The 21,828-nt window shown below is 67.7% G+C and carries 26 protein-coding genes; 13 read left to right on the top strand and 13 right to left on the bottom strand.

Annotated elements, in window-relative coordinates; translation table 11 throughout:
* The first annotated feature begins 87 nt into the window (after nt 1-87).
* Nucleotides 88-468 (top strand): tautomerase family protein, encoded by a 381-nt coding sequence (locus ABL843_RS13355; protein WP_126018897.1) that lies wholly within the window; start codon nt 88-90, stop codon nt 466-468.
* Between the two features lie 17 nt (nt 469-485).
* The gene (locus tag ABL843_RS13350; RefSeq protein WP_418120170.1) at nt 486-1,115 is read left to right on the top strand and encodes a DUF1294 domain-containing protein; all 630 of its coding nucleotides are present in this window, start codon (nt 486-488) and stop codon (nt 1,113-1,115) included.
* Between the two features lie 7 nt (nt 1,116-1,122).
* Here ABL843_RS13350 and ABL843_RS13345 read toward each other — a convergent pair whose 3' ends face one another.
* On the bottom strand, nt 1,123-3,519 hold the full coding sequence (locus ABL843_RS13345; protein WP_418120169.1) for a YgiQ family radical SAM protein: 2,397 nt from the start codon (nt 3,517-3,519) through the stop codon (nt 1,123-1,125).
* Between the two features lie 158 nt (nt 3,520-3,677).
* Here ABL843_RS13345 and ABL843_RS13340 point away from each other — a divergent pair, with 158 nt between their 5' ends.
* Nucleotides 3,678-4,628 carry a bifunctional helix-turn-helix transcriptional regulator/GNAT family N-acetyltransferase gene (locus tag ABL843_RS13340; RefSeq protein ID WP_184638802.1) on the top strand — a complete coding sequence of 317 codons (951 nt, stop codon included), beginning with the start codon at nt 3,678-3,680 and terminating at the stop codon, nt 4,626-4,628.
* Nucleotides 4,629-4,638: 10 nt separating this feature from the next.
* On the opposite strand, the gene ABL843_RS13335 is transcribed toward ABL843_RS13340, so the two are convergent.
* The 4 genes from ABL843_RS13335 to ABL843_RS13320 all read right to left on the bottom strand — a co-directional run bounded on the left by ABL843_RS13335 (nt 4,639) and on the right by ABL843_RS13320 (nt 8,072).
* A complete protein-coding gene (locus ABL843_RS13335) occupies nt 4,639-5,421 on the bottom strand; it encodes a 3-hydroxybutyrate dehydrogenase (RefSeq protein WP_019653083.1) in 783 nt (260 codons plus the stop codon).
* Between the two features lie 60 nt (nt 5,422-5,481).
* Nucleotides 5,482-6,231, bottom strand: a complete 750-nt coding sequence (locus ABL843_RS13330) for an acetoacetate decarboxylase (RefSeq protein WP_418120168.1) — start codon at nt 6,229-6,231, stop codon at nt 5,482-5,484.
* Nucleotides 6,232-6,337: 106 nt separating this feature from the next.
* Nucleotides 6,338-7,558: a patatin-like phospholipase family protein gene (locus tag ABL843_RS13325; protein WP_418120167.1), complete on the bottom strand. Its 1,221-nt coding sequence runs from the start codon at nt 7,556-7,558 to the stop codon at nt 6,338-6,340.
* Nucleotides 7,559-7,622: 64 nt separating this feature from the next.
* Entirely contained in the window at nt 7,623-8,072 is a 450-nt protein-coding gene (locus ABL843_RS13320; RefSeq protein WP_418120166.1) for a CHRD domain-containing protein, read from the bottom strand.
* A gap of 116 nt (nt 8,073-8,188) precedes the next feature.
* Here ABL843_RS13320 and ABL843_RS13315 point away from each other — a divergent pair, with 116 nt between their 5' ends.
* Complete coding sequence (locus ABL843_RS13315; RefSeq protein ID WP_418120165.1) at nt 8,189-8,746, top strand: DUF924 family protein; 558 nt, start codon at nt 8,189-8,191, stop codon at nt 8,744-8,746.
* A 22-nt stretch (nt 8,747-8,768) separates the two neighbouring features.
* Here ABL843_RS13315 and ABL843_RS13310 read toward each other — a convergent pair whose 3' ends face one another.
* Nucleotides 8,769-9,692 (bottom strand): YihY/virulence factor BrkB family protein, encoded by a 924-nt coding sequence (locus tag ABL843_RS13310; protein WP_418120467.1) that lies wholly within the window; start codon nt 9,690-9,692, stop codon nt 8,769-8,771.
* Between the two features lie 75 nt (nt 9,693-9,767).
* On the opposite strand from ABL843_RS13310, the gene ABL843_RS13305 reads away from it, so the two are divergent.
* From ABL843_RS13305 to ABL843_RS13290, 4 genes are read left to right on the top strand one after another with little or no spacing between them, the layout of a single operon-like run.
* Entirely contained in the window at nt 9,768-10,337 is a 570-nt protein-coding gene (locus ABL843_RS13305; RefSeq protein WP_184638541.1) for a chromate transporter, read from the top strand.
* Nucleotides 10,334-10,933, top strand: coding sequence for a chromate transporter (locus ABL843_RS13300; protein WP_176668909.1), 600 nt, complete (start codon nt 10,334-10,336; stop codon nt 10,931-10,933). Before ABL843_RS13305 ends, ABL843_RS13300 begins: the two co-directional genes overlap by 4 nt.
* Before the next feature lie 37 nt (nt 10,934-10,970).
* Nucleotides 10,971-11,945, top strand: a complete 975-nt coding sequence (locus tag ABL843_RS13295) for an aldo/keto reductase (protein ID WP_418120164.1) — start codon at nt 10,971-10,973, stop codon at nt 11,943-11,945.
* On the top strand, nt 11,945-12,421 hold the full coding sequence (locus ABL843_RS13290; protein ID WP_418120163.1) for a DUF3237 domain-containing protein: 477 nt from the start codon (nt 11,945-11,947) through the stop codon (nt 12,419-12,421). The genes ABL843_RS13295 and ABL843_RS13290 overlap by 1 nt, the downstream gene beginning before the upstream one ends.
* Nucleotides 12,422-12,684: 263 nt before the next feature.
* On the opposite strand, the gene ABL843_RS13285 is transcribed toward ABL843_RS13290, so the two are convergent.
* The gene (locus ABL843_RS13285) at nt 12,685-13,206 is read right to left on the bottom strand and encodes a GNAT family N-acetyltransferase (RefSeq protein ID WP_184638549.1); all 522 of its coding nucleotides are present in this window, start codon (nt 13,204-13,206) and stop codon (nt 12,685-12,687) included.
* A 52-nt stretch (nt 13,207-13,258) separates the two neighbouring features.
* Here ABL843_RS13285 and ABL843_RS13280 point away from each other — a divergent pair, with 52 nt between their 5' ends.
* The 3 genes from ABL843_RS13280 to ABL843_RS13270 all read left to right on the top strand — a co-directional run bounded on the left by ABL843_RS13280 (nt 13,259) and on the right by ABL843_RS13270 (nt 15,460).
* Entirely contained in the window at nt 13,259-13,861 is a 603-nt protein-coding gene (locus tag ABL843_RS13280) for a helix-turn-helix domain-containing protein (RefSeq protein ID WP_418120162.1), read from the top strand.
* Between the two features lie 129 nt (nt 13,862-13,990).
* Nucleotides 13,991-14,161, top strand: coding sequence for a hypothetical protein (locus tag ABL843_RS13275; RefSeq protein WP_019653095.1), 171 nt, complete (start codon nt 13,991-13,993; stop codon nt 14,159-14,161).
* A gap of 102 nt (nt 14,162-14,263) precedes the next feature.
* Nucleotides 14,264-15,460 carry an NAD(P)/FAD-dependent oxidoreductase gene (locus ABL843_RS13270; protein ID WP_418120161.1) on the top strand — a complete coding sequence of 399 codons (1,197 nt, stop codon included), beginning with the start codon at nt 14,264-14,266 and terminating at the stop codon, nt 15,458-15,460.
* Here ABL843_RS13270 and rlmB read toward each other — a convergent pair.
* From rlmB to ABL843_RS13250, 4 genes are read right to left on the bottom strand one after another with little or no spacing between them, the layout of a single operon-like run.
* Entirely contained in the window at nt 15,457-16,203 is a 747-nt protein-coding gene (gene rlmB / locus ABL843_RS13265) for a 23S rRNA (guanosine(2251)-2'-O)-methyltransferase RlmB (protein ID WP_295986805.1), read from the bottom strand. The two genes, ABL843_RS13270 and rlmB, sit on opposite strands and share 4 nt — an antisense overlap.
* A 45-nt stretch (nt 16,204-16,248) precedes the next feature.
* Nucleotides 16,249-17,232 (bottom strand): hypothetical protein, encoded by a 984-nt coding sequence (locus ABL843_RS13260; protein WP_418120160.1) that lies wholly within the window; start codon nt 17,230-17,232, stop codon nt 16,249-16,251.
* 19 nt (nt 17,233-17,251) lie between these two features.
* The gene (locus tag ABL843_RS13255) at nt 17,252-17,752 is read right to left on the bottom strand and encodes a ribosomal protein L7/L12 (protein ID WP_240650468.1); all 501 of its coding nucleotides are present in this window, start codon (nt 17,750-17,752) and stop codon (nt 17,252-17,254) included.
* A 52-nt stretch (nt 17,753-17,804) separates the two neighbouring features.
* Entirely contained in the window at nt 17,805-18,515 is a 711-nt protein-coding gene (locus tag ABL843_RS13250) for an ABC transporter ATP-binding protein (RefSeq protein ID WP_026346226.1), read from the bottom strand.
* Between the two features lie 36 nt (nt 18,516-18,551).
* Here ABL843_RS13250 and ABL843_RS13245 point away from each other — a divergent pair, with 36 nt between their 5' ends.
* Complete coding sequence (locus ABL843_RS13245) at nt 18,552-19,202, top strand: arylesterase (protein ID WP_221297486.1); 651 nt, start codon at nt 18,552-18,554, stop codon at nt 19,200-19,202.
* Between the two features lie 64 nt (nt 19,203-19,266).
* Here the strand turns inward: ABL843_RS13245 and ABL843_RS13240 are convergent, their stop codons facing one another.
* Both ABL843_RS13240 and ABL843_RS13235 read right to left on the bottom strand, forming a co-directional pair.
* Entirely contained in the window at nt 19,267-19,470 is a 204-nt protein-coding gene (locus tag ABL843_RS13240) for a hypothetical protein (protein ID WP_126018857.1), read from the bottom strand.
* 127 nt (nt 19,471-19,597) lie between these two features.
* Nucleotides 19,598-20,791: a PLP-dependent transferase gene (locus ABL843_RS13235; RefSeq protein ID WP_418120159.1), complete on the bottom strand. Its 1,194-nt coding sequence runs from the start codon at nt 20,789-20,791 to the stop codon at nt 19,598-19,600.
* A 109-nt stretch (nt 20,792-20,900) separates the two neighbouring features.
* Here ABL843_RS13235 and ABL843_RS13230 point away from each other — a divergent pair, with 109 nt between their 5' ends.
* The gene (locus tag ABL843_RS13230; protein WP_418120158.1) at nt 20,901-21,749 is read left to right on the top strand and encodes a helix-turn-helix domain-containing protein; all 849 of its coding nucleotides are present in this window, start codon (nt 20,901-20,903) and stop codon (nt 21,747-21,749) included.
* The last annotated feature ends 79 nt before the right edge of the window (nt 21,750-21,828 follow it).

Here is a 21,828-nt window from a genome sequence, read left to right as displayed (position 1 = left end):
CTTCAGCAGCGGACGACGGACGGGGGAGAAAGATGGCGGACCATGTCGCGTATCTTATGCGTCCAAGACTTTTTCAAGGAACAGCACATGCCACTCGTGCGGATCGAGCTTTCCAGCGACAGCCCCGAAACCCTGGGCCCGGCCATCGGGGACCTCGTCTACCAGGCCATGCGGGACACCATCAACGTGCCGGAGCACGACAAGTTCCAGGTCATCACGCGGCATGCCCCACACGAACTGGTGCATCCGGCGAGCTACCTCGGCGTGACGTATTCGCCGGGCTTCGTGCTGATCCAGATCACGCTGAACCAGGGGCGCACCACCGAGATGAAGAAGGCCTTCTACAGGCGCGTGGCCGACGACCTGCACGGCCAGCTGGGCATCCGGCGCGAGGACGTGTTCATCAACCTTGTCGAAGTGGCGAAGGAGAACTGGTCCTTCGGCAATGGGGAGATGCAGTACGCATAGCGGCGAGAATCCCGGCGATGAAACGCCAGGGCACGCTCGTTCGATGGGAGAAGGACCGGGGCTTCGGCTTCATCCGCTGTCCCGAAATCTCCGCCGACGTGTTCGTGCACCTGCGCGACTTCTCGGAACGTGGCACCGCGCCGCAGGTCGGCATGCGGCTGGACTTCGAGGAGATCCATGTGGGCGGCAAGGGGCCGCGCGCGGTGGCGGTCCGAGCAGCCGGAGCACAGCAGCAGCGCCCGCAACGACGCCAGCAGCAGCAACCGCAACGTCGCTCTCCCCGTTCAGCCTCGTCCTCGCTGCCGATGGCGCTGCTGCTCGCCGGTTACGCCGCGCTGCTCGGCTACGGTGTGTGGACCGGGCGAATCCCGCCGATCGCGCTCGGCGTGTTGCTGCTGCTCAGCCTGCTGACCTTCTTCGTCTACGGCTTCGACAAGAACGCGGCTCAGGCGGGCCGCTGGCGTACTGCGGAGAACACCTTGCACCTGCTATCGCTGGCCGGCGGCTGGCCGGGCGCGTGGATCGCGCAGCGGCTGTTCCGCCACAAGGTGAGCAAAACGAATTTCATGGCCGTCTACTGGGCCACCGTGCTGGCGCACTTGGCGGCCGTTGGAGCCTGGGTCGGCAAGCTCGTGCCGGGGCTGTAGGCGCCGCTCAGCGCGGCTTGCGGATGTTGCCGCGCACCGGACCCGCGGGCTTGCGCCCGGCCGTACCCGTGCCCGAGCCGTTGTCGCGCGGCGGCAGGCCGGTGTGCTGCGTGAGGATGCGGCCCTTCGAGGGCTTCACTGGCGCCAGCTTGACGGGGGCCGACTTGGCGGCCGGCGCGCTCGTCGAATTCTTACGCCGCGCGCTGGTGTAGCCGCCATCGGTCAGTGGCTGCCAGGTTGGGATGAGGTGGTGCTTGCCGTTGCCGATCAGGTCGGCGCGGCCCATCGACTTCAGCGCCTCGCGCAGCAGCGGCCAGTTGTTGGCGTCGTGGTAGCGCAGGAAGGCCTTGTGCAGGCGGCGGCGCTTGTCGCCGCGCACGATGTCCACCGTCTCGCTCTCGCGCGTGATCTTGCGCAGCGGGTTGCGGTTGGAGTGGTACATCGCGGTGGCCGTGGCCATCGGGCTCGGGTAGAAGGTCTGCACCTGGTCGGCGCGGAAGCCGTTCTTCTTGAGCCAGATCGCGAGGTTCATCATGTCCTCGTCGCTCGTGCCCGGATGCGCGGCGATGAAGTACGGGATGAGGTACTGCTTCTTGCCCGCCTCGGCCGAGTACTTCTCGAACATCTGCTTGAACTTGTCGTAGCTGCCGATGCCGGGCTTCATCATCTTCGTGAGCGGGCCCTGCTCGGTGTGCTCGGGCGCGATCTTGAGATAGCCGCCGACGTGGTGCTGCACCAGCTCCTTCACGTACTCGGGCGACTGCACGGCCAGGTCGTAGCGCAGGCCGGAACCGATCAGGATCTTCTTGATGCCCCTGAGCGCACGCGCCCGGCGGTAGATCTTGATGAGCGGATCGTGGTTGGTGTTGAGGTTCTGGCAGATGCCCGGGTACACGCAGCTCGGCTTGCGGCAGGCGGCCTCGATCTCGGGCGACTTGCAGCCGATGCGGTACATGTTGGCCGTGGGGCCGCCGAGGTCGGAGATGGTGCCGGTGAAGCCCTTCACCGAGTCGCGGATGGCCTCGACCTCCTTGATGATCGAGTCTTCCGAGCGGCTCTGGATGATGCGGCCCTCGTGCTCGGTGATCGAGCAGAAGGTGCAGCCGCCGAAGCAGCCGCGCATGATGTTCACGCTGAAGCGGATCATTTCCCACGCGGGGATCTTGGTCGCGCCATCATGGCTGCCGTTCTCGTCGGCGTAGCGCGGATGCGGGCTGCGCGCGTACGGCAGGTCGAACACGTGGTCCATCTCGGCCGTGGTCAGCGGAATGGGCGGCGGGTTGATCCACACGTCGCGCGCCGTGGTGCCTTCGCCGTGCGCCTGCACCAGCGCGCGGGCGTTGCCGGGGTTGGTCTCCAGGTGCAGCACGCGGTTGGCGTGCGCATAGAGCACCGGGTCGCTGCGCACCTGCTCGTACGAAGGCAGGCGGATCACCGACCGCTCGCGCGGCGGCACCTTGGTCTTGCCCTTGCCCTGCAGCGCGGGGTTGGGCACGAAGTTCAGCGGCTTGATGGCGAGATTGACCACGGATGAGCCGGCGGCTTCGGCCGCCTTGGCCACCGCCTCGGCCTCGTCTTCCTTGGCACAGGTGGCGCCGTTGGCCTTGGCCTGGTCGGACACCATCAGGTACGGATTGACGTGCGCCTCGACGCGGCCGGGCTCGTCGACGCTGGTGGAGTCGATCTCGAACCAGCCCTCAGGCGTTTCGCGGCGCACGAAGGCGGTGCCGCGCACGTCGGTGATCTGCTGCACCGGCTCCTTGGCCGCCAGGCGGTGCGCGATCTCGACGATGGCGCGCTCGGCGTTGCCGTACAGCAGCAGGTCGCACTTGGCGTCGACCACGATGGAGCGGCGCACCTTGTCCGACCAGTAGTCGTAGTGGGCGATGCGGCGCAGCGAGCCTTCGATGCCGCCGAGGATGATCGGCACGTCGTTCCAGGCTTCCTTGCAGCGCTGCGAATACACGATGGCCGCACGGTCGGGGCGAGCGCCGCCGACGTCGCCGGGCGTGTAGGCATCGTCGCTGCGGATCTTCCGGTCGGCCGTGTAGCGGTTGATCATCGAATCCATGTTGCCGGCGGTGACGCCGAAGAACAGGTTCGGCTTGCCCAGCGCCTTGAAAGGCTCGGCGCTCTGCCAGTCGGGCTGCGCGATGATGCCCACGCGGAAGCCCTGCGCTTCCAGCATGCGGCCGATGACCGACATGCCGAAGCTGGGATGGTCGACGTAGGCGTCGCCCGTGACGACGATGATGTCGCAGCTGTCCCAGCCGAGCGCTTCCATCTCCTTGCGCGAGGTCGGCAGGAATTTCGCCGTGCCGAAACGCGCCGCCCAGTACTTGCGGTAGCTGGTCAGCGGCTTGGCGGCACGCGCGAAGAAGGAGACGTCGACGGGAGCGTTCATCGGTGGGAGTTGACAGCGCCTCGGGAGCGCCGTTGTGGGCAACCCTCGATTTTAGGGTTTTCCACCATGCCTGTCGCCCCGTGTGACCTGTGACCGGACTTTCCCGAAGGACTCATGCCCCGCCAATTTGATTGCCAAAGTCAAATAACTGAATGACAATGGCAACTATGTCCGCATCTTCGCCGCCCATCGATACCACTGCCGTCAAGGCGGTCCGGCAGTTCAACCGCTTCTACACCCGCCGCATCGGCGCCTTGGACCCCTACCTTGGCAGCGCCATGTCGCTGACCGATGTGCGCGTGCTGTACGAGCTGGCGCACCGCGAAATGGCCGTCGCGAGCGAGATCGGGCGAGACCTCGGGCTGGACGCCGGCTACCTCAGCCGCATCCTGCGCCGCTTCGAGAACGAGGGCTGGCTGGTGCGCGAGCCGCATCCGCGCGACGCGCGCCAGAGCGTGCTGCGCCTGACCGACGCGGGCCATGCCGCGTTCGCGCCGCTGCAGCAGAAATCACGCGAGGAGGCTGCCGCCCTGCTCGCCACGCTCGCACCTGCGCAGCGCCAGCAGCTGGTGCACGCCATGGGCACGGTGCAATCGCTGCTCGACCCCGAGGCGCCGCCCGCGAAGCCGCAGGCCGCCGTCCTGCGCGACCCGGCGCCCGGCGACATCGGCTGGGTCGTGCAGCAGCACGGCGAGATCTATGCGCGCGAATACGGCTGGAACAGCACCTTCGAGGCGCTCGTCGCGAACATCGCAGGCGAGTTCCTGCTCAAGTTCCAGCCCGAATGGGAGCGCTGCTGGATCGCCGAGCTCAATGGCGAGCGGGTCGGCTCGATCTTCGTGGTGCGCAAGTCGGCCACAGTGGCGCAACTACGACTCTTGATCCTCACGCCCGCAGCGCGCGGGCTGGGGCTGGGCGGCAAGCTGGTGGACGAGTGCATCGCCTTCGCGCGCCTGAAGGGCTACCGCAAGATGGTGCTGTGGACCAACAGCTGCCTGACCGCTGCACGCGGCATCTACGCCAGCCGCGGCTTCGAGCTCACAGGTTCCGAGCCGCATGAGGGATACGGCACGCCGCTGGTGGGCGAGACCTGGGAGCTGAAGCTGTAGCGTCTGCCGCTTATTGCATGAACCAGCCGTGGCTCACGACGAGCGACTGGCCTGTGAGCGCATTGGTGGGGAAGCCCGCGAACAGCAGCGCCACGCGCGCCACGTCTTCCGTGGTCGTGAACTCGCCGTCGACCGTCTCCTTCAGCATCACGTTCTTGATGACTTCCTGCTCGGTGATGCCCAGCGTCTTCGCCTGTTCGGGAATCTGCTTCTCGACGAGCGGCGTGCGCACGAAGCCCGGGCAGATCACGTTGGCGCGAACGCCGTGCTTGGCGCCTTCCTTCGCGACCGTCTTGGCCAGGCCGATGAGGCCGTGCTTGGCCGTCACGTAGGGCGCCTTCAGCAGCGAAGCCTCCTTGGAGTGCACCGAGCCCATGTAGATCACGCTGCCGCCGCGGCCCTGTGCGTACATGTGCTTCAGGCAGGCCTTGGTGGTGAGGAAGGCGCCGTCGAGGTGGATGGCCAGCATCTTCTTCCAGTCGGCGAAGCTGAACTCCTCCACCGGATGCACGATCTGGATGCCGGCGTTGCTGATGAGGATGTCGATGCCGCCGAAGGCCGCGGCGCCCTCTTCCACCGAGGCGTTGACCTGGTCTTCGTTCGTCACGTCCACGCCCACGCCGATGGCTTGCGCGCCAGTGGCCTTGAGCTCGGCCGCCGTGGCGTCGGCCGCTTCCTTGTTGAGGTCGGCGATGATGATCTTGGCGCCTTCCTGCGCGAACAGGATGGCGATTTCCTTGCCGATGCCGCTGGCCGAGCCGGTGATGTAGGCGACCTTGTCCTTGAGTTGCATGGTGAGTCTTCCTTGAGGGTTGGGGTTGGAAAGCCGGCGACCTGGAGCCGCCAGCAAGAATCAGGCGAGGTAATCGTGTTCGACGGTGCCGAGCGCGAGCGTCATGTCCGCGATGTAGTGCACCGCCGACTCCACCTTGCGCACAGGCAGGTCGGCCACCGGCGCGAGCGCATGCGGATGCAGTTCGAGCGAGCCGGGCCCGCCCCACGCGCCGTGCAGCGTCACGTCGACCATGTGATAGCGCACCAGCTGGCAGATGCGCGCCGTGCCGTCGACGTGCGGAATGATCTTGAGCAGGAAGTTCGGCTGCGCGATGCCCGCGAGGATGGGCGCGGGGTCGAGCGTGCGGTGCTTGAAGCCCATCGTGGCCTTGGCCACGCGCACCTTGCCGTAGTCGAGCGTGCCGACCACCACGTCGGTCTCGTAGTCGAGCACCGGCGAGGCGAGCTTCTTCGGAAAGCCCCAGAGCTCGCGCCCGCCGGCAATGGGCGGATGGTCGTTCAGGTACATCGCGTGCACGTACGCCCCCTTCTCCACGCCCTTGGCGGTGCGCAGTTGCACCGGGATGACCTGGCCCGACTCGGTGTAGTCGCCGAAGCCGGTCGAATCGGGCATGCGGATGAATTCGTACTTGACCAGCGGCTCGACCACTTCGAGCGGCTCGGGCACCACGGCGCGCAGGGCATCCATGTCGGTGCGGTACGTGATGATCAGGAATTCGCGCCTGATGAAGCGGTAAGGCCCTGGCGGAAAGGCCGGACTGGTCAGCGGCATTGCGAATGCCGTTCGTCGCACGTCTTCAATGTTCATGATGCAAACATTTCCTCCTGGTGAAGCTGAAGCAGTGAAATGACGGCCCAGTCTCGCGCTGGTTTCTTAGCCGGGGCTGAATCGCCGCGCGACTCGACCCGACAAGTCAGCGCGACAACCCCGGCCGCTTGACGCGCCCCGAGCCGTGCTCGCCGAGGTCGAAGGTGGTCACGCCGTTGACCGTGGCGTCGGCGCGCAGCGTCTCCGGGTGCGCCAGCGTCACGCGCATGTCGCGCGCGCCGGCCTCCCAGTGCTCTTCCACCGCGGCGCGCGAGAACTCGTAGTCCTTCGACTCCAGCTCGTAGGGCTTGTCGCGGTAGATCAGGTGGAAGATGTCGATGGGCTCGTGCGTGAGCTGCGACTGCACCTCGTGCACGCTCGGGTCGTTGCGCAGGCTGGCGGGCAGCTTGGAAATCAGGTCGGCAATCGCCTGCTGCAGGTTCATGTTGGCGGCCAGCGCGTCGGTGTTCATGCGCGTGCGGCTCGAGTAGGTGATGTCCTTCTGCCGCTCCAGCACGCCCGCCATGGTGCGGGGCATCTCGCCGCGCGCGTTGAACAGGTCGACCTGCAGCACCACCAGCGGCTCGTTGCGCGGGTGCGTGTCGAGCACGTATTGCAGCGGCGTGTTCGAGACGATGCCGCCGTCCCAGTAGTAGTCGCCGTCGATGCTCACCGGCGCGAAGCCCGGCGGCAGCGCGCCGCTGGCCATGATGTGCTCGGGCCCGATGCGCTGGCGCGTGTTGTCGAAGTACACCGAGTTGCCGGTGCGCACGTTCACCGCGCCCACGCTGAAGCGGGCCTCGCAGGCGTTGATGCGGTCGAAGTCGACGAGCCGCTCCAGCGTGGACTTCAGCGGCGAGGTGTCGTAGTAGCTCAGAAGCGGCGCGGCGCCGCCCATCAGGAAGGCTGGCGAATAGCGCGGTTCGAAGAAGCCAGGAATGCCCACCAGCGAGGCCATGGTGGCGCTGTACTGGTTCTGCGTGGCCCGGTCGCCCAGCCACGAAGGCAGTCGCTGCGAAGGCCCCGAAGACACGAGGTGCCAGAACTCGCGCAGCCGGTCGACCCTGTTTTCCTGCGCGTTGCCCGCGATCAGCGCTGCATTGATGGCGCCGATGGAGACGCCCGCGATCCAGTGCGGCTGCAGCTCGGTCTCGCTGAGCGCCGCGTACACGCCGGCCTGGTAGGCGCCGAGCGCGCCCCCGCCCTGCAGCACCAGCGCCTTGCGGGCGGTGCGCATGTCCTCGCGGCGCGAGGCGAAGGGGTCGAGGGGCTTCCTGGAAGCGGTGGAGGCGGCACGGGTTTTCTTCTTCGGTGGTGTCGTCGTCATGCGTTCATTTGACACCACCCCCGAGACACAAACCTGACCAGGGGTTGTTGCCCCTGGAACGATTTCACATCTTCGGCAGCATCTGCCCGCGGATCTCGCCGCCCGGATTCGCGGCCGTATGGATGTTGGCGTACCACTTGCCCGCCGACAGGTCGGCCGCCTGTGCCGGCGTGAGCGTGGCCTGGCCCTCGATCGGGCTGGCCGGGTTTGCGAAAGGCAGCACCACGCCGGCATTGGCACCCGCCGCGGCCGGGCCGTGGAAGTGCGCCATGGTGGCCGGGCCGCTCAGGCCGGAGTAGGTGATCTTGTACTTGAGCACGTTGGTGTCGCGGTTGAGCCAGGCCTCGGCCATGCCGGTGCCGCGCGTCATGTTCGGCGGGACTTCGCTGGCCGCGTTCATCGCACCGCTGAAGCTCGCGACGTTCGACTTCGACATCATTCCGCAGCCGGCCAGCACGGCGCTGGCAACGCCGGCGACGAGAGCCGCACGCAAAAGAGAGCGATATTGGGTCATGAGCTTGATCTCCTGGTTGTGAAAGCGTCCACAGCATAGGCAGCTCCCTGGGCCCTTTCCTGTCGGCCATCGCCCCGACTTGGCCCGGCGTGCACAACCTGAAAGAGAATGTGTCGATGACTTCTTCAGCCCCTGCAGTCCCTTCAGCCCGCGACGTGGTCGGTTTCTGGAGCGAAGCCGGCCCCGAGCGCTGGTTCGCCAAGGACGACGCCTTCGACGCCGACTTCATCTCCCGCTTCGCCGAAGCCCACCAGGCCGCAGCCCGCGGCGAGCTCGACCACTGGGCGGCCGATGCCCAGGGTACGCTGGCCCTGCTGGTGCTGCTCGACCAGTTCCCGCGCAACGCCTGGCGCGGCAATCCGCACATGCTGGCCACCGATGGCCGGGCGCTGGCCGTGGCAAAGGCCGCGATCGAGGCGGGCTTCGATCGCCAGTGCGAGCCCGTGCTGCAACGTTTCTTCTACCTGCCCTTCATGCACTCGGAAGTGCTGGCCGAGCAGGAGCGCTCGGTGGAACTCAACGCCGCGCTCGACGACAACACCCAGCGCTTCGCCGTGCTGCACCGCGACATCGTCGCGCGCTTCGGCCGCTTTCCGCACCGCAACAGGATGCTGGGGCGCGCCAGCACACCGGAAGAACAGAAGTTCCTGGACGAAGGCGGCTTCGCAGGCTGAGCCGCCCGCAAGGCAGCGCCGGTCAGTCGTCGTTGTGCGGCAGCGGGGCTTCGCGCGTGGGGGACGGGTTCAGCTCGGGCAGGTCCTTCATGTCCTTCATCGAGCCATAGGTGCGCGCATAGACCCAGGTGAACTCCGCGCCCAGCAGGAAGATCTGCGCCGAGTAGTACACCCACACCAGCACCACCACCAGCGACCCCGCCGCGCCATAGCCCGAGGCCACGCTGCTCTTGCCGATGTACAGGCCGATCAGGTGCTTGCCCACGGTGAACAGCAGCGCCGTCACCGCCGCGCCCACCCACACGTCGCGCCACTGCACCTTCACGCGCGGCATGATCTTGTAGATCATCGCGAAGATCACCGTCACCATCGCGAAGCTGAAGACGAAGTTGACGACCTGCGCCGTCGTCTCCCAGGCGCCGAACATCGGCGACCACCACTTGCCCAGCGCCGCGAGCGCCGCGCTCGCCACCAGCGACACCATCAGCAGGAAGCCGATGCCCATGATCATGCTGAACGACAGCAGCCGCACGCGCAGCATGTTGAACAGCCCCTTGGTGTTGGTGCGCGCCGGCGCGCGCCAGATTCGGTCGAGCGCATCCTGCAGTTCGCCGAAGACCGTGGTGGCGCCGACCACCAGCAGCCCGATGCCGACCACCGTGGCCACGATGCCCTCGGCCGGCTTGTTCACGGCCTTGAGCATGCCCTGCACCGCGGCCGCGCCCTGCTCGCCCATCAGGCCCGAGAGCTGCGCGAAGATCTCGCCGCGCGCGGCCTCCTGCCCGAAGACCAGGCCCGCCACAGCGATCACGATCAAGAGCAGTGGCGCGATCGAGAACACCGTGTAGTAGGCCAGCGCCGCGCCCATGCTCGGAGCGTAGTCGTTGGACCACGAATTGAAGGCCCGGCGGCAGAGATCGAAGAGCGCGCGCAGTTGCGTGACCATTTGCGTGACCATGCTGGAATGTCCTCCGTGAAACGCTTGAAGCAGCTGGATGCCCGCCTACGATAATCGCTCGACATGCAACCGTCTCCCCCCGCAGCCCATCCCCAGTCGCCGCGCGACCTTTTCGTTTCGTTCACATGGCTCGCGCTGCAGGGCTTCGGCGGGGTTCTCGCCATCGTCCAGCGCGAGATGGTCGAGAAGAAGAAATGGCTCACGCCCGAGCAGTTCCTCGAGGACTGGGCCGTGGCGCAGGTGATGCCGGGGCCCAACGTGATCAATCTTGCGCTGATGATCGGCGACCGCTACTTCGGCCTGCGCGGCGCGCTGGCGGCGGTGGCGGGCATGCTGACCATTCCGCTGGTGGTGATCCTCGCGCTGGCCGTGCTGTACGCGCACTATGCCGGCAACCCGCAGGTGGCGGCCGCGCTGCGGGGCATGGGGGCGGTGTCGGGCGGGCTCATCGCCGCCACGGGCGTCAAGCTGGTGCCCCAGTTGCGCAAGCACCCGCTGGGCTTCGCGACCTGCCTGGTCATCATGGCGCTGGTGTTCGTGGCCATCGCGGTGCTGAAGATTCCGCTGGGCTGGGTGCTGCTGGTGGTCGGCGGCGTGGCCTGCATCTGGACCTGGAAGAGGATCGCCCCATGACCATCGCCATGCAATGGCACGACTGGCTGGCCCTCTTCGGGCAGTACATGCTGCTGTCGCTGCTGTCGATCAGCGGCGCCATCACCACGGTGCCCGACATGCACCGCTACCTCGTCACGCAGCACGGCTGGCTAACCGATGCGCAGTTCAGCTCCTCGGTCGCCATCGCGCAGGCCGCCCCCGGACCCAACGTGCTGTTCGTGGCGCTGATGGGCTGGAACGTGGGGCTCAACGCGGGCGGCGGAATCGGCGCCGGGCCGCACGCCTGGGTGCTCGGCCTCTTCGGACTGCTGGTCACGATGCTGGGCATCATGCTGCCGAGCACCACCCTCACCTACTTCGCCACCCGCTGGGGCCACCGCAATCGCACGCGCCGCGAGGTTCGCGCCTTCAAGCAGGGCATGGCGCCCGTGGTGGTGGGGCTGCTGATCGCCACCGGCTGGGTGCTGGCGGCAGGAAACCATGCCGGCGATGCGCCCGCGTGGCACCTGTGGCTGCTGACCGGCGCCGCCGCGCTTATCGTCTGGCGCACGCGCATCCACCTGCTCTGGCTGCTCGGCGCCGGGGCTGTGCTGGGCGCCGTGGGCTTCGTCTGACCGTTCTTCCTTCCCCTTTCAACAGGAACACATCGACATGTCGCAACTTCGCCCGCTCGGCCGCTCCGGCCTCCAGGTTTCTCCGCTCGCCTTCGGCGGCAACGTGTTCGGCTGGACCGTCGACGAGGCGGCCTCGTTCAAGCTGCTCGATGCCTGGCTGGACGCCGGCTTCAACTTCGTCGACACCGCGGACGTGTATTCGGCATGGGTGCCGGGCCATACCGGCGGCGAGTCGGAGACCATCATCGGCAAGTGGCTCAGGCAAAGCGGCAAGCGCAACCGCGTGGTGCTGGCCACCAAGGTCGGCAAGCCGATGGGCGAAGGCAAGGTGGGCCTCGCGCCCAAATACATCCGCGAAGCCGTCGAGGCCTCGCTCAAGCGCCTGCAGACGGACTACATCGACCTCTACCAGTCGCACGACGACGACGCCAGCACCCCGCTGGAAGAAACGCTCGGCGCCTTCGACAAACTGATCAAGGAAGGCAAGGTGCGCGCGATCGGCGCGTCGAACTACACGGCGCCGCGCCTGGCCGAGGCGCTCGACGTGTCGGAGCGCCTGGGCATCGCCCGCTACGAGAGCCTGCAGCCGCTGTACAACCTGTACGACCGCGCCGTGTTCGAGGACGAGTTGGAGCCACTGTGCATCAAGCGCGAAGTGGGCGTGATCAACTTCTACGCGCTGGCCGCCGGCTTCCTCACCGGCAAGTACCGCATCGAGGCCGATGCGGCCAAGAGCGCGCGCGGCGCCAACACCACGAAGAAGTACCTCAACGAGCGCGGCCTGCGCATCCTCGACGCGCTCGACAAGGTGGCCCAGCAGTACAACGCCAAGCCGGGCCAGGTCGCCATCGCGTGGCAGATCGCGCGCCCGGGCGTGACGGCGCCCATTGCCAGCGCGACCTCCGTCGCGCAGCTCGAGGAACTCGTGGTCGCGACGCAGCTGAAGCTGGACGCAGGCACCATCGAGATGCTCGACCGCGCCAGCGCCGAGACCGCTAAGCCCGCAGCCTGATGAGCGCGTTCAATTCCATCGCCGCCCCCACGCTGGAGCATTTCGCCGACCTGCGCATCGAGGTGGGCGTGCCACAGGTGCTGGGCAACAGCCCGCGCGGATTGCGCCGCGTGGTGCCGATCATCGGCGGCGAAGCCATCGGCCACGGGTGGCGGGCACGCGTGCTGCCGGGCGGCAGCGACTTCCAGCTGATCGTGAGCGACACGCTCTCGGAACTCGACGCGCGCTATGGTCTGGAGACCGATGCGGGCGACCTGGTCTACGTGCACAACAGCGCAATGCGCAGCGCCCCGCCCGAGGTGATGGGCAGGCTGCTGCGCGGCGAGCCGGTCGACCCGTCGCAGGTGTACTTCCGCTGCAGCCCGCGCTTCGAAACTGCCTCGGCTTCGCTGAAATGGATCAACGAGCGCATGTTCACCGGAGCCGGCGTGCGCCATCCGGCCGAGGTGGTGATGCGCTTCTTCGCGTTGAATTAGGGCCTGTTCACACTATTTCCGGGGTCGCGAAGGGCAGCCAGGGCGGGCCAATCAAGGCGCGCGACGACGCGTGTGCATGCGCACACGCTAGGAACGCAACGCCGAGTGGCCCGCCCTGGCTGCCCTTCCCGCAGGGTTGGTGCTCCAAGGGGCCGTCTGCGGCGTTGCCCGCGCTTGCAAGGCGCCAGCCTTGCTGCGCACGGGCGCCTTGCATCCAGCCCCTTGGAGCACCAACGCGACCCCGGAAATAGTGTGAACAGGCCCTAACCGTCGACGGGGTTCAGCGGCGTCGAGAGGATGCGCTGATAGAAGGCCACGTCGAGCCAGCGCCCGAACTTGAAGCCCGCCTGGCGCACCGTGCCCGAGTGTTCGAAGCCCAGGCTCTGGTGCAGCGCGATGCTGCCCGCGTTGGCCGCGTCGATGGCGCCGACCATCACGTGCACGTCGCGCGCCACCGCCTCGGCGATGACCGCCTCCATCAGCGTGCGGCCCAGTCCCTTGCCGCGGTGCGCGCTGTCGACGTAGACCGAGTGCTCCACCGTGTACTTGTAGGCGGGAAAGGCGCGGAAGCTGCCGTAGCTCGCGAAGCCCAGCAGCTTGCCGCTCTCGTCCTCGGCACCGATCACCGGGAAGCCGTTGGCACGCTTGGTGGCGAACCACGTGACCATGTTCTCGGGCGTGCGAGGCTTGTAGTCGTACAGCGCGGTGGAGGTGACGATGGCCTCGTTGAGGATGGCCAGGATGGCGGCGGCGTGGGCTTCTTCGGTGCAGGAGATGAGACGCATGGTGCTGGCCTTCGTTGAAATTTCGTTCAATATAGGAGAATAATAATCTCATATGAGAAACGACTCATCTCCTGAACCATCTCCCGCCGAAGTTTCCGGCCAGAACATCGACCTGCTCATCGCCACCCGCCTGCTGGCGCTGCGCCAGTCGCAGGGCTTGAGCCTCGCGGACCTGGCCGAACGCTCGGGCGTGAGCAAGGCCATGATTTCCAAGGTGGAGCGCGCCCAGAGCAGCCCCACGGCCGTGCTGCTGGGCAAGCTGGCCGCCGGGCTCGGCGTGCCATTGGCGCAGTTGCTGACCGAGGAGAAAGGGCAACCGAAGCGGCTGCGCACGCGCGCCGAGCAGGAGGTATGGCGCGACCCGCAGGCCGGCTACCTGCGGCGGCAGGTAGCCGAGCGCCAGGCGGGCAGCGGCGTGGAGATGGTCGAGATCGAGTTGCCGCGCTCGGTGCAGGTCGACTACCCACGCTGGAGCGGCAAGCCATACCGGCAATGCCTGTGGATGCTCGAAGGCGAGCTGCGGGTGGACTACGGCGACGAGCGCTTCGAACTCGCGCCGGGCGACTGCCTGGACTTCGGCGTGGACCGGCCGCTGGTCTTCAAGGCGCTGGGGCGCGGCGCCTGCCGCTATCTGCTGGTGGCAAGCCCGGAATAGCCGACGACGCGCGGAATCGGCGTACCCACGCGGTAGGCAGGCTCCCACATGCACATCCGGCGCGCGCCGGTGCTGCGGGCGGCCTCGTCCTGAATACTGCAAGGCATCCAGACTTTCGGAGGAACGACGATGTCTTTCGCGCTCTACATGATCGGTTTCCTGATCTTCCTGGCCGGCGTCGCATGGGGCGCCTCCGTGGCCGGCGTGCCCACGCTCTACATCGGGATCGGTGCGGTGATCCTGCTGGGCATCGGCATCTTCAGCGCGGTGGGCCGCACGCGCGGCAAGGACCCGTCCTGAGCGTCCTGAGTTCACGCGGGCTTCACGCCGCCCGCACAGAGGGCCGCTAACTTCGCAGCGCGCCGCGGCAAGCGGTGCGCATTGCTTCAAGTCAGCGGCCCCATGCATACATCACCAAGCCTCTTCGCTCCGCTTCTTCCCTCCGCCGCTTCGACGGCGCCCGCACCGGCCTCTTCCGCCGGCAGCGGCACGGGCAACATCAAGGTCGACCTGCTCGTCGTCGGCGCGAGCTTCGCGGGCCTTGCCTGCGCCAGGGCCGCGGCACTCGCAGGCCTGAGCGTGGTGGTGCTGGAGAAGAAGACCGCCGCGGGCACCAAGCTTCACACCACCGGCATCATCGTCAAGGACGCGGTCGACAGCGTGCCCTGGCTGGCCGATGTGCCGCCCGCGCTGGTGCGGCGCATCGAGGGCGTACGGCTCTATGCCCCCGACATGCATCACGTCGACCTGCATGCGCCGGGTTACTGGTTCTGGGCCACCGATGCGCCCGCCCTGCTCGACTGGATGGTGGACTCGGCCCGGGCCTGCGGCGTCGACGTGCAACTCGGCACGCTGTTCGAGCAGGCGCTGTGGCTCAATGGCCGCTGGGAAGTGCCGCTGACGCGCGGTCCCTGCATCACGGCCACATATCTTGTCGGCGCCGACGGCCCGCATTCGCGCGTCGCGAAGGCACTGGGCCTGTCGCGCAACACGCGCTTTCTCTATGGCGTGGAGCACGAATACCAGGGCGCGAGGATGGCGCCCGACCTGCTGCACTGCTTCATCGATCGCAAGCTGGCGCCCGGCTACATCGGCTGGGCGCTCGAAGGCGTGGGCGTGAGCCAGATCGGGCTGGCGCGCCGCGTGGGGCACGGAGACCCGGGCGCGCTGAAGCTCGATCCGCTGCTTCGCAAGATCGCCCCGGCAGTTACGCCCGGCGATGCGCCGCCGGTCGCGGTGCGCGCGGGAATGATCCCCTGCGGCGGCGTGCTGCCCGTGGTGGCGCGCGAACGTGCGCTGCTGGTGGGCGATGCGGCGGGCATGGTGTCGCCGGTGACCGCAGGCGGCATCCACACCGCCCTGCTGCACGGGCAGCGCGCAGGCGAGGCGGTGGCGCGCTTCATCCGGAGGGAAGCGGGCGATCCGGCCACGTGGTTCGTGCGCGGGTATCCGGGTTTCAGGCTCAAGCGCGCACTGCGCTGGGCCTTCGACCACTTCCAGAACGACTGGATGTTCAACCACCTGCTCGGCACGCCGCAGATGCGGCGGGTGGCGGAACTGATCTATTTCCACCGCAAGGGTGGATCGCCGGGGAGCTAGGCGCTGCGCTGGCGCAGGGCCTCGTACAGGCACACGCCGCTGGCCACCGAGACGTTGAGGCTCTCGACCGCGCCGGCCATCGGAATGCTCACGAGCTCGTCGCAGGTCTTGCGCGTGAGCTGCCGCATGCCCTCGCCCTCGGCGCCCAGCACCAGCGCCAGCGGGCGCTTGAAGTCGCTCTGGTAGATGGTGCCTGGTGCGTCGTCGCTGGTGCCCACGCACCAGATGCTGCGCTCCTTGAGCTCGTTCAGCGTGCGCGCGAGGTTGGTGACCATGAAGTACGGCACCGTCTCGGCCGCACCGCTGGCCACCTTGGCGACGGTGGCGTTGATGCCGGCCGCGTGGTCCTTCGGCGCGATGACCGCGTGCGCGCCGGCACCGTCGGCCACGCGCAGGCAGGCGCCGAGGTTGTGCGGATCGGTCACGCCGTCGAGCACCAGCAGCAGAGGCACGGTGCCGGCCTCTTCGAGGCCTTCGAGCAGTTCGTCGAGGGAGCGGACCTGGGCCACGGGCTCGACCCGCGCCACCACGCCCTGGTGGCCGTGGCTGCCGCTGAGCTTGGAAAGCCGCGCGCCGTCGGCCTCGATGAGCCGAACGCCTGTTTCCTGCGCGCGGGCCAGGAACTGTTTCATGCGCGCATCGCGCCGGCTGGCGTCGAACAGCACTTCGAGCACCGACTTGGGCGCGGTCTTGAGGCGCACGCCCACGGCATGGAAGCCGAAGATCACTTTGGGGGAAGACATCCGTGGATTATCCCTGCCCCCTCGGGGCCGGCCCCACCCGCCCGCTCAGGCCAGCGGCAGGCCGCTGAGCGCGCGGGTGCGCTCGTCGTGCAGTTCCTGCACCGCCAGCGCCCTCGGATGCACCTTCGCGGCGTTGCCCACGCTCTCCAGGTACTGGCAGGCGGCGTGCCCCTCGGCGGCCTTCTCGTAGCGCGCGATCCAGGCATCGCGCGCGGGCAGCTTGTCGGGCGACACCGGCCACACGCCCGGACGGGGCCGCATGTGGTCGCCGATGCCGACGCGCCAGGGCTTGGCACTCACCCGGGCGCGAAAGCAGTTCTGATTGCGGCACATGCGCGCGTAGACCTTGTCGACGCCCAGGGCGTGGAAGCAGTCGGCCACCGCCATGTCGGACGGGTTGAACACGTCGTGCATCGCCAGCAGCCGGAAGCCCCCCGGCGTGCGGTAGATGCGCAGGTTCCAGTCGGGATGCTGCTGCATGAAGCGCGCGATGCGCTCCGCGGCCCGTTTCTCGGGTGCCGGGTTGCCGCTGTGCTCGCCGCGCTTCTTGCGCTGGCCGATGACCCAGGCCACAGCGAAGACCACGATGCCCGCGATCAACCCGCCCAGCCAGGTCCTGGCGGCCCAGCCGCCGACCACGCCCGCGATCAGTGCAGGCACCAGCGCGAAGCCGAACACGCTGCCGCGCAGGGGCTCCTCGAAGTCGATGTCGACGAAGAGCACGTCGGGCGTGTTGAGGCAGCGCGCGCCGTAGCCGTTGCGGGTGACGACGGTATCGCCGTGCCGCTCGACGATTTCCTCGCGGATCGGCACGCCCTCGGCACCGTTGTAGGCGAGCTTGCGTTCGCGGCGCTCGAGCTTCTCGCCCTTGTGGGCGATGCGGTCGAAGGCGTCGCGGGTGCGCTGGTTGGCGTGCGCCTGTGCCGCCACGGGGCTCTCGTCGGACCAGCCGTAGCGCCGCACGGTGATCTGCTTGCCGGCCACGCGCTCTTGGATGCGGCCTTCGGCCCAGTACTGGGGAACGATCATCGATTTGTTTTTTCTTGGCTCAAGCCTTCTGTCCGAACAGCAGCCAGACCATGACCGCCGCCAGCAGGATGATGAGCACCGGCAGCCATTTGTAGCCGCCGCCGTACACACGGCCCGGCTCGTCCATGGGACGGCGGGGCATGTGCTGGGTCAGGGGGCCGAAGCCGCCCAGTGTGGGGTCGTCATGGTTGTCGACCAGCCGCTTGGCCGCCGCCAGGCTCAGCCCGGTGGCCTCGCGCGTGAGGCGTATGGCCTCGATCTTGTTGCCCTGCGCCAGCGCCGTGAGCGCGGTGGAGGGCATCGATGCGAAGCCGCGGTCCTGCCTGGCCGCCGTGGGCACGCAGCGCCCGCCCATGGCGCTGCTGTCGTCGTCTCCCGCTTCCTGCCGATCGGCGAAACGATCGACGGCTTCCTTGGCCGACTTGAGGTCCATGCCCGTGCGGGCGCGCACGATCTTGATGGCCTCGATCATCCTGCCGCGCTGCAGCGCCAGGACGGCGTCGGGCGGAAGTTCCTCCATGAACATCTCCTTGAATGTGGCTTGCTATTTATTTAATAGCTTATTGCTCTTGTCAGGCAGGCGCCAGAGCCACTTTTTCATTAAGCGCGACGCGACCGGCCTCGATCGTGATACGTCGTTCGCAACGCGCGGCGATGCCACGGTCATGGGTGACGAGCACGAGCGTGGTGCCCAGCTCGCGGTTGAGGTCGAACATCAGCTGCATGACCTGCTCGCCGGTGGCGAAGTCCAGGCTGCCGGTCGGTTCGTCGGCCAGCAGCAGCGCGGGCTGCACGACGAAGGCACGGGCCAGCGCCACGCGCTGCTGCTCGCCGCCGGAGAGCACCTTCGGGTAGTGGCCCAGGCGCTGGCCCAGACCGACACGGCCGAGCATCTCGGTGGCGGCCTTGCGGGCGTCCTTGCGGTTGGCCAGCTCCAGCGGGAGCATCACGTTTTCCAGAGCACTCAGGTTGCCCAGCAGCTGGAAACTCTGGAACACGAAGCCCACGCGCTGCGCGCGCACGGCGGCGCGCTCGTCCTCGTCGATGGCGAAGATGTCCTGCCCCGCGAGCTTCACCGTCCCGCGGGTGGGCGTGTCCAGCCCGGCGATGATCGACAGCAGCGTGCTCTTGCCGGAGCCCGAGGCGCCGACGATGGCGGCGGTTTCCCGCGCGCCGAGGGTGAAATCGATGTCCTGCAGAATGTCCAGCGTGCCTGCCGAATCGGTGACGGACTTGAACACATGCTCGACGGCGACAATGGCATCAGACGGGGGTTGGGACATGGAAAGGCTCTGGTTTTGAATCGACGTGACTTTATCTTGACCACCACCGCGCTCGGCAGCGCGGGGATATGGACGACGACGGCGCAGGCCCAGGCATCGTCTTCCACGGCGGCCTCTTCGGGCAAGCCGGTGATCCTGGTGCTGGGCGATTCGCTGAGCGCAGAGTACGGCCTCAAGCGCGGCGAGGGCTGGGTACCCTTGCTCGAGAAAAGGCTTGTGCAGCAGAAGATCTCCGCCACGGTGGTCAACGCCAGCATCAGCGGCGACACCAGCTCCGGCGGCCGTGCCCGCTTCGCGCCGCTGCTCGCGCAGCACAAGCCCAGCCTGGTGGTGCTCGAACTCGGGGCCAACGACGCGCTGCGAGGCCTGCCGCTGTCCGACACCGAAAGCAACCTGATGCAGATCACCAAGGCCGCGCAGGCCGCGGGCGCGAAGGTGCTGATCGTCGGCATCCAGGTGCCGCCCAACTATGGCGGCGACTACACGCGGCGCTTCGAGGCGGTGTTCTCCAAGGTGGCGAGCGCGACCAAGTCGGCGCTCGTGCCCTTCCTGCTCAAGGGCGTGGCGGATGCGCCCGACGCGCTCTCGCTGTTCCAGGCCGACCGCATCCACCCGACGGCGGCCGCCCAGCCGCAACTGCTGGACAACGTCTGGGCCGAGCTGCGCAAGCTGTTGCCCAAGCAATGAAAAAGCCGCCGCGGGCTGGTGCCTGCGGCGGCTTTTGTCGATGGACCGGCGAGCCTGGATCGGATCAGCCGTTCTTGGTGGGCAGGTCCGGCACCGTGGGCGGATCGCGTTCGAGCGAGGCAACGTCGGTTTCGGGATCGCCAGGTGCCAGCCCGTCGCTGCTGGGATTGAGCTTGCGGTTCGCCTTTTCGCGGAGCTTGTCTTCCTTCTTCTTCTTCTTGGCCAGCTCTTTCTGACGCTTTTCGTAGCCGTAGTTGGGTGTTGCCACTGGATCTCCTTGAGGCGAGGCAGTCGGGTTGACTGCCGTGGCCTACTGTAAGCGATAAAGCTGCAGTCTCGAGGAGGTACCCCATGACGCGCTCGAGGCGACAGGAGCGACGGCAGGATGCGATTTCTTACATCCGAGCCAGCGCCTGCTGAAGATCGGCGCGCAGGTCTTCCACGTCTTCGAGGCCGATGGAAAAACGCACGAGCGTGCCCTTGTACGGCCAGCGCGCCACGCTGGCATCGCGCATCAGGCCGATGTCGTAGGGCACCACGAGGCTGATCGGTCCGCCCCACGAATAGCCGAGGCGGAACAACTGCAGGCTGTCGCAGAAGCGGTCGACCTGCTCGGTGCTGTAGCGCTCGTCGAACACCACCGAGAACAGGCCGGCGGCCAGGTTGGTTTCGCCGCACAGCGCGCGCCAGTGGGTATGGCCCGGGGAATCCTCGAGCGCGGGATGCAGCACCTGCGCGATCTCCTCGCAGCCGTTGAGCCAGCCGGCCAACTCGCGCGCGGCGCGGTCGTGCGCGGCATAGCGCAGCGCGATGCTGGGCAGCGAGCGCAGCAGCGTCTCGACGTCGCCCACGCCGATGCCGAAGCCCATGCGCATGTGCGTGAGCTTGAGCGCACGGTGCAGGCGCTCGTCGCGCGTGGTCACGCTGCCCATGAGCACGTCGCCGCCGCCGCTGGGGTACTTGGTGAGCGCGTGCACGGAAATGTCGACGCCCTGCCCGCTGCCGTTGAAATCGAAGGGCGCGAAGGCCAGGCCTGCGCCCCAGGTGTTGTCGAGCACCGTCATCACGCCGCGCGCACGGCAGATGCTGGCCAGCGCCGGCAGGTCGGGGAACTCCATGGTCACCGAGCCCGCCGCTTCCAGCCATACCAGCCTCGTGCGCTCCGAGAACTTGGCCGCGAGGTCGGCCGGGTTCATCGCGTCGTACAGGCGGTGCGTGACGCCGAAGTTCGCCAGTTCGCCGGTTGCCAGCGCCTTGTTCGGGCCGTAGGCGTTGTCGGGAATCAGCACTTCGTCGCCGGTCTTCAGGAAGGCGAACGAGACCAGCGAGATGGCCGCCAGACCGCTGGGCACGAGCAGGCACTCGGTACCGCCTTCGAGCGTGGCCAGGCGCTCCTCCAGCGTGAAGGTGGTGGGCGTGCCGTGCAGGCCGTAGGTGTAGCCGGCCTTGGTGCGCCAGTCGCGCGCGCGCATGGCGGCGACGTCGGCGAAGAACACGGTCGATGCCTTGAACACGCCGGGCTGCGGCGCGGCGAAGGTGGCGGGCGGAACGTAGGGGTGGTGGATCAGGTTCGTGGAAGGCTTGCTCATGGGTGCATGCTAGCGCGACCCGCATTCGGGGCCTTGCGCGGAGCTTCCGTCGCACAATGCGCGGACCGGTCCTCCCCTTCATCCCGTTTCATGGAAGAAGCCCGAGACAGTGCAGCTGACACGCCTCGCCCCTCCCCACCTGCGGCCCTTCGTGCGGCTGATGTGGGCCTCGTCGCCCGACGGCACGCCCGTCGAGCAGCCGGGCGCACGCGAGCATGTGCTGCCCACCGGGGGCATGCATCTGGTCTTCAGGCTTTCGGGGCCGTCGTTGCGCCTCTTCCACGACGGCGCCGACGTGCGGGGATTCACAGTGGGCTACGCGATGGTGGGCGGAACCCGCTCGGCCTTCTTCGTGCGCGACGTGTCGGTGACGACGCACTCGGTCGGCGTCATGCTGCAGCCGGGGGCGGCCCGGGCCCTCCTCGGCGCTCCCGAAGACGCTCTGGCCGAGCGGCATACCCCGCTCGAAGCGCTCTGGGGCGCGGACGCGAACTTCGCGCTCGAACAGCTGCACGGCACCGACTCGCTGCCGCGGCAGCTTGCCATCGTCGTCGCGCTGCTCGAAGCACGCCTTGCCTCGTCCGCGATGCATGGCCTGCACCCCGCGGTGGCGCAGGCATTGGCGCGCATGTCCGGCGCGAGCGCCAACGACGACGACGGACAGGCCGGCGCCATCGGCCAGCTCGTGAAGCAAAGCGGCTACAGCCACCGGCGCTTCATCGCTCTCTTTCGCGGCATGACCGGGCTGGCGCCCAAGCAGTACGCGCGCATGCTGCGCTTCGACCATGTGCTCGGGCAATTCGCCATCCAGCCCGCCCGGCCCTGGGTCGAGCTGGCGCTGGAGGCCGGCTACAGTGACCAGGCGCATTTCAACCGCGACTTCCTGGCCATTGCCGGCATGTCGCCGCAGGCCTACCGGCGGGCGGCACCGGTTTCTTCACGGCACGTGCGCATCTGAGCCGAGCGCCGGAGCAGGCGGCGCGCAGCAGGTCAAATTTGTTCAAGACGACGCGGAGCGCGAGCACCAGAATCGCGCC

Source organism: Variovorax sp. 350MFTsu5.1, from assembly GCF_048302515.1.
GTDB classification, from domain to species: domain Bacteria; phylum Pseudomonadota; class Gammaproteobacteria; order Burkholderiales; family Burkholderiaceae_C; genus Variovorax; species Variovorax guangxiensis.
Note: the sequence above shows the minus strand (reverse complement) of the source record. Positions and strands in the feature narration are given on the sequence as shown.

What these genes read in the sequence shown, in the direction of transcription:
- ABL843_RS13260 (WP_418120160.1), bottom strand. Translation starts at nt 17,232, where the DNA reads ATGATCGTTCCCCAGTACTGGGCCGAAGGCCGCATCCAAGAGCGCGTG.
- ABL843_RS13310 (WP_418120467.1), bottom strand. Translation starts at nt 9,692, where the DNA reads ATGGTCACGCAACTGCGCGCGCTCTTCGATCTCTGCCGCCGGGCCTTC.
- ABL843_RS13320 (WP_418120166.1), bottom strand. Translation starts at nt 8,072, where the DNA reads ATGACCCAATATCGCTCTCTTTTGCGTGCGGCTCTCGTCGCCGGCGTT.
- ABL843_RS13290 (WP_418120163.1), top strand. Translation starts at nt 11,945, where the DNA reads ATGAGCGCGTTCAATTCCATCGCCGCCCCCACGCTGGAGCATTTCGCC.
- ABL843_RS13350 (WP_418120170.1), top strand. Translation starts at nt 486, where the DNA reads ATGAAACGCCAGGGCACGCTCGTTCGATGGGAGAAGGACCGGGGCTTC.
- ABL843_RS13305 (WP_184638541.1), top strand. Translation starts at nt 9,768, where the DNA reads ATGCAACCGTCTCCCCCCGCAGCCCATCCCCAGTCGCCGCGCGACCTT.
- ABL843_RS13335 (WP_019653083.1), bottom strand. Translation starts at nt 5,421, where the DNA reads ATGCAACTCAAGGACAAGGTCGCCTACATCACCGGCTCGGCCAGCGGC.
- ABL843_RS13345 (WP_418120169.1), bottom strand. Translation starts at nt 3,519, where the DNA reads ATGAACGCTCCCGTCGACGTCTCCTTCTTCGCGCGTGCCGCCAAGCCG.
- ABL843_RS13285 (WP_184638549.1), bottom strand. Translation starts at nt 13,206, where the DNA reads ATGCGTCTCATCTCCTGCACCGAAGAAGCCCACGCCGCCGCCATCCTG.
- rlmB (WP_295986805.1), bottom strand. Translation starts at nt 16,203, where the DNA reads ATGTCTTCCCCCAAAGTGATCTTCGGCTTCCATGCCGTGGGCGTGCGC.
- ABL843_RS13255 (WP_240650468.1), bottom strand. Translation starts at nt 17,752, where the DNA reads ATGGAGGAACTTCCGCCCGACGCCGTCCTGGCGCTGCAGCGCGGCAGG.
- ABL843_RS13325 (WP_418120167.1), bottom strand. Translation starts at nt 7,558, where the DNA reads ATGACGACGACACCACCGAAGAAGAAAACCCGTGCCGCCTCCACCGCT.
- ABL843_RS13300 (WP_176668909.1), top strand. Translation starts at nt 10,334, where the DNA reads ATGACCATCGCCATGCAATGGCACGACTGGCTGGCCCTCTTCGGGCAG.
- ABL843_RS13330 (WP_418120168.1), bottom strand. Translation starts at nt 6,231, where the DNA reads ATGAACATTGAAGACGTGCGACGAACGGCATTCGCAATGCCGCTGACC.
- ABL843_RS13235 (WP_418120159.1), bottom strand. Translation starts at nt 20,791, where the DNA reads ATGAGCAAGCCTTCCACGAACCTGATCCACCACCCCTACGTTCCGCCC.
- ABL843_RS13355 (WP_126018897.1), top strand. Translation starts at nt 88, where the DNA reads ATGCCACTCGTGCGGATCGAGCTTTCCAGCGACAGCCCCGAAACCCTG.
- ABL843_RS13270 (WP_418120161.1), top strand. Translation starts at nt 14,264, where the DNA reads ATGCATACATCACCAAGCCTCTTCGCTCCGCTTCTTCCCTCCGCCGCT.
- ABL843_RS13280 (WP_418120162.1), top strand. Translation starts at nt 13,259, where the DNA reads ATGAGAAACGACTCATCTCCTGAACCATCTCCCGCCGAAGTTTCCGGC.
- ABL843_RS13250 (WP_026346226.1), bottom strand. Translation starts at nt 18,515, where the DNA reads ATGTCCCAACCCCCGTCTGATGCCATTGTCGCCGTCGAGCATGTGTTC.
- ABL843_RS13295 (WP_418120164.1), top strand. Translation starts at nt 10,971, where the DNA reads ATGTCGCAACTTCGCCCGCTCGGCCGCTCCGGCCTCCAGGTTTCTCCG.
- ABL843_RS13340 (WP_184638802.1), top strand. Translation starts at nt 3,678, where the DNA reads ATGGCAACTATGTCCGCATCTTCGCCGCCCATCGATACCACTGCCGTC.
- ABL843_RS13275 (WP_019653095.1), top strand. Translation starts at nt 13,991, where the DNA reads ATGTCTTTCGCGCTCTACATGATCGGTTTCCTGATCTTCCTGGCCGGC.
- ABL843_RS13315 (WP_418120165.1), top strand. Translation starts at nt 8,189, where the DNA reads ATGACTTCTTCAGCCCCTGCAGTCCCTTCAGCCCGCGACGTGGTCGGT.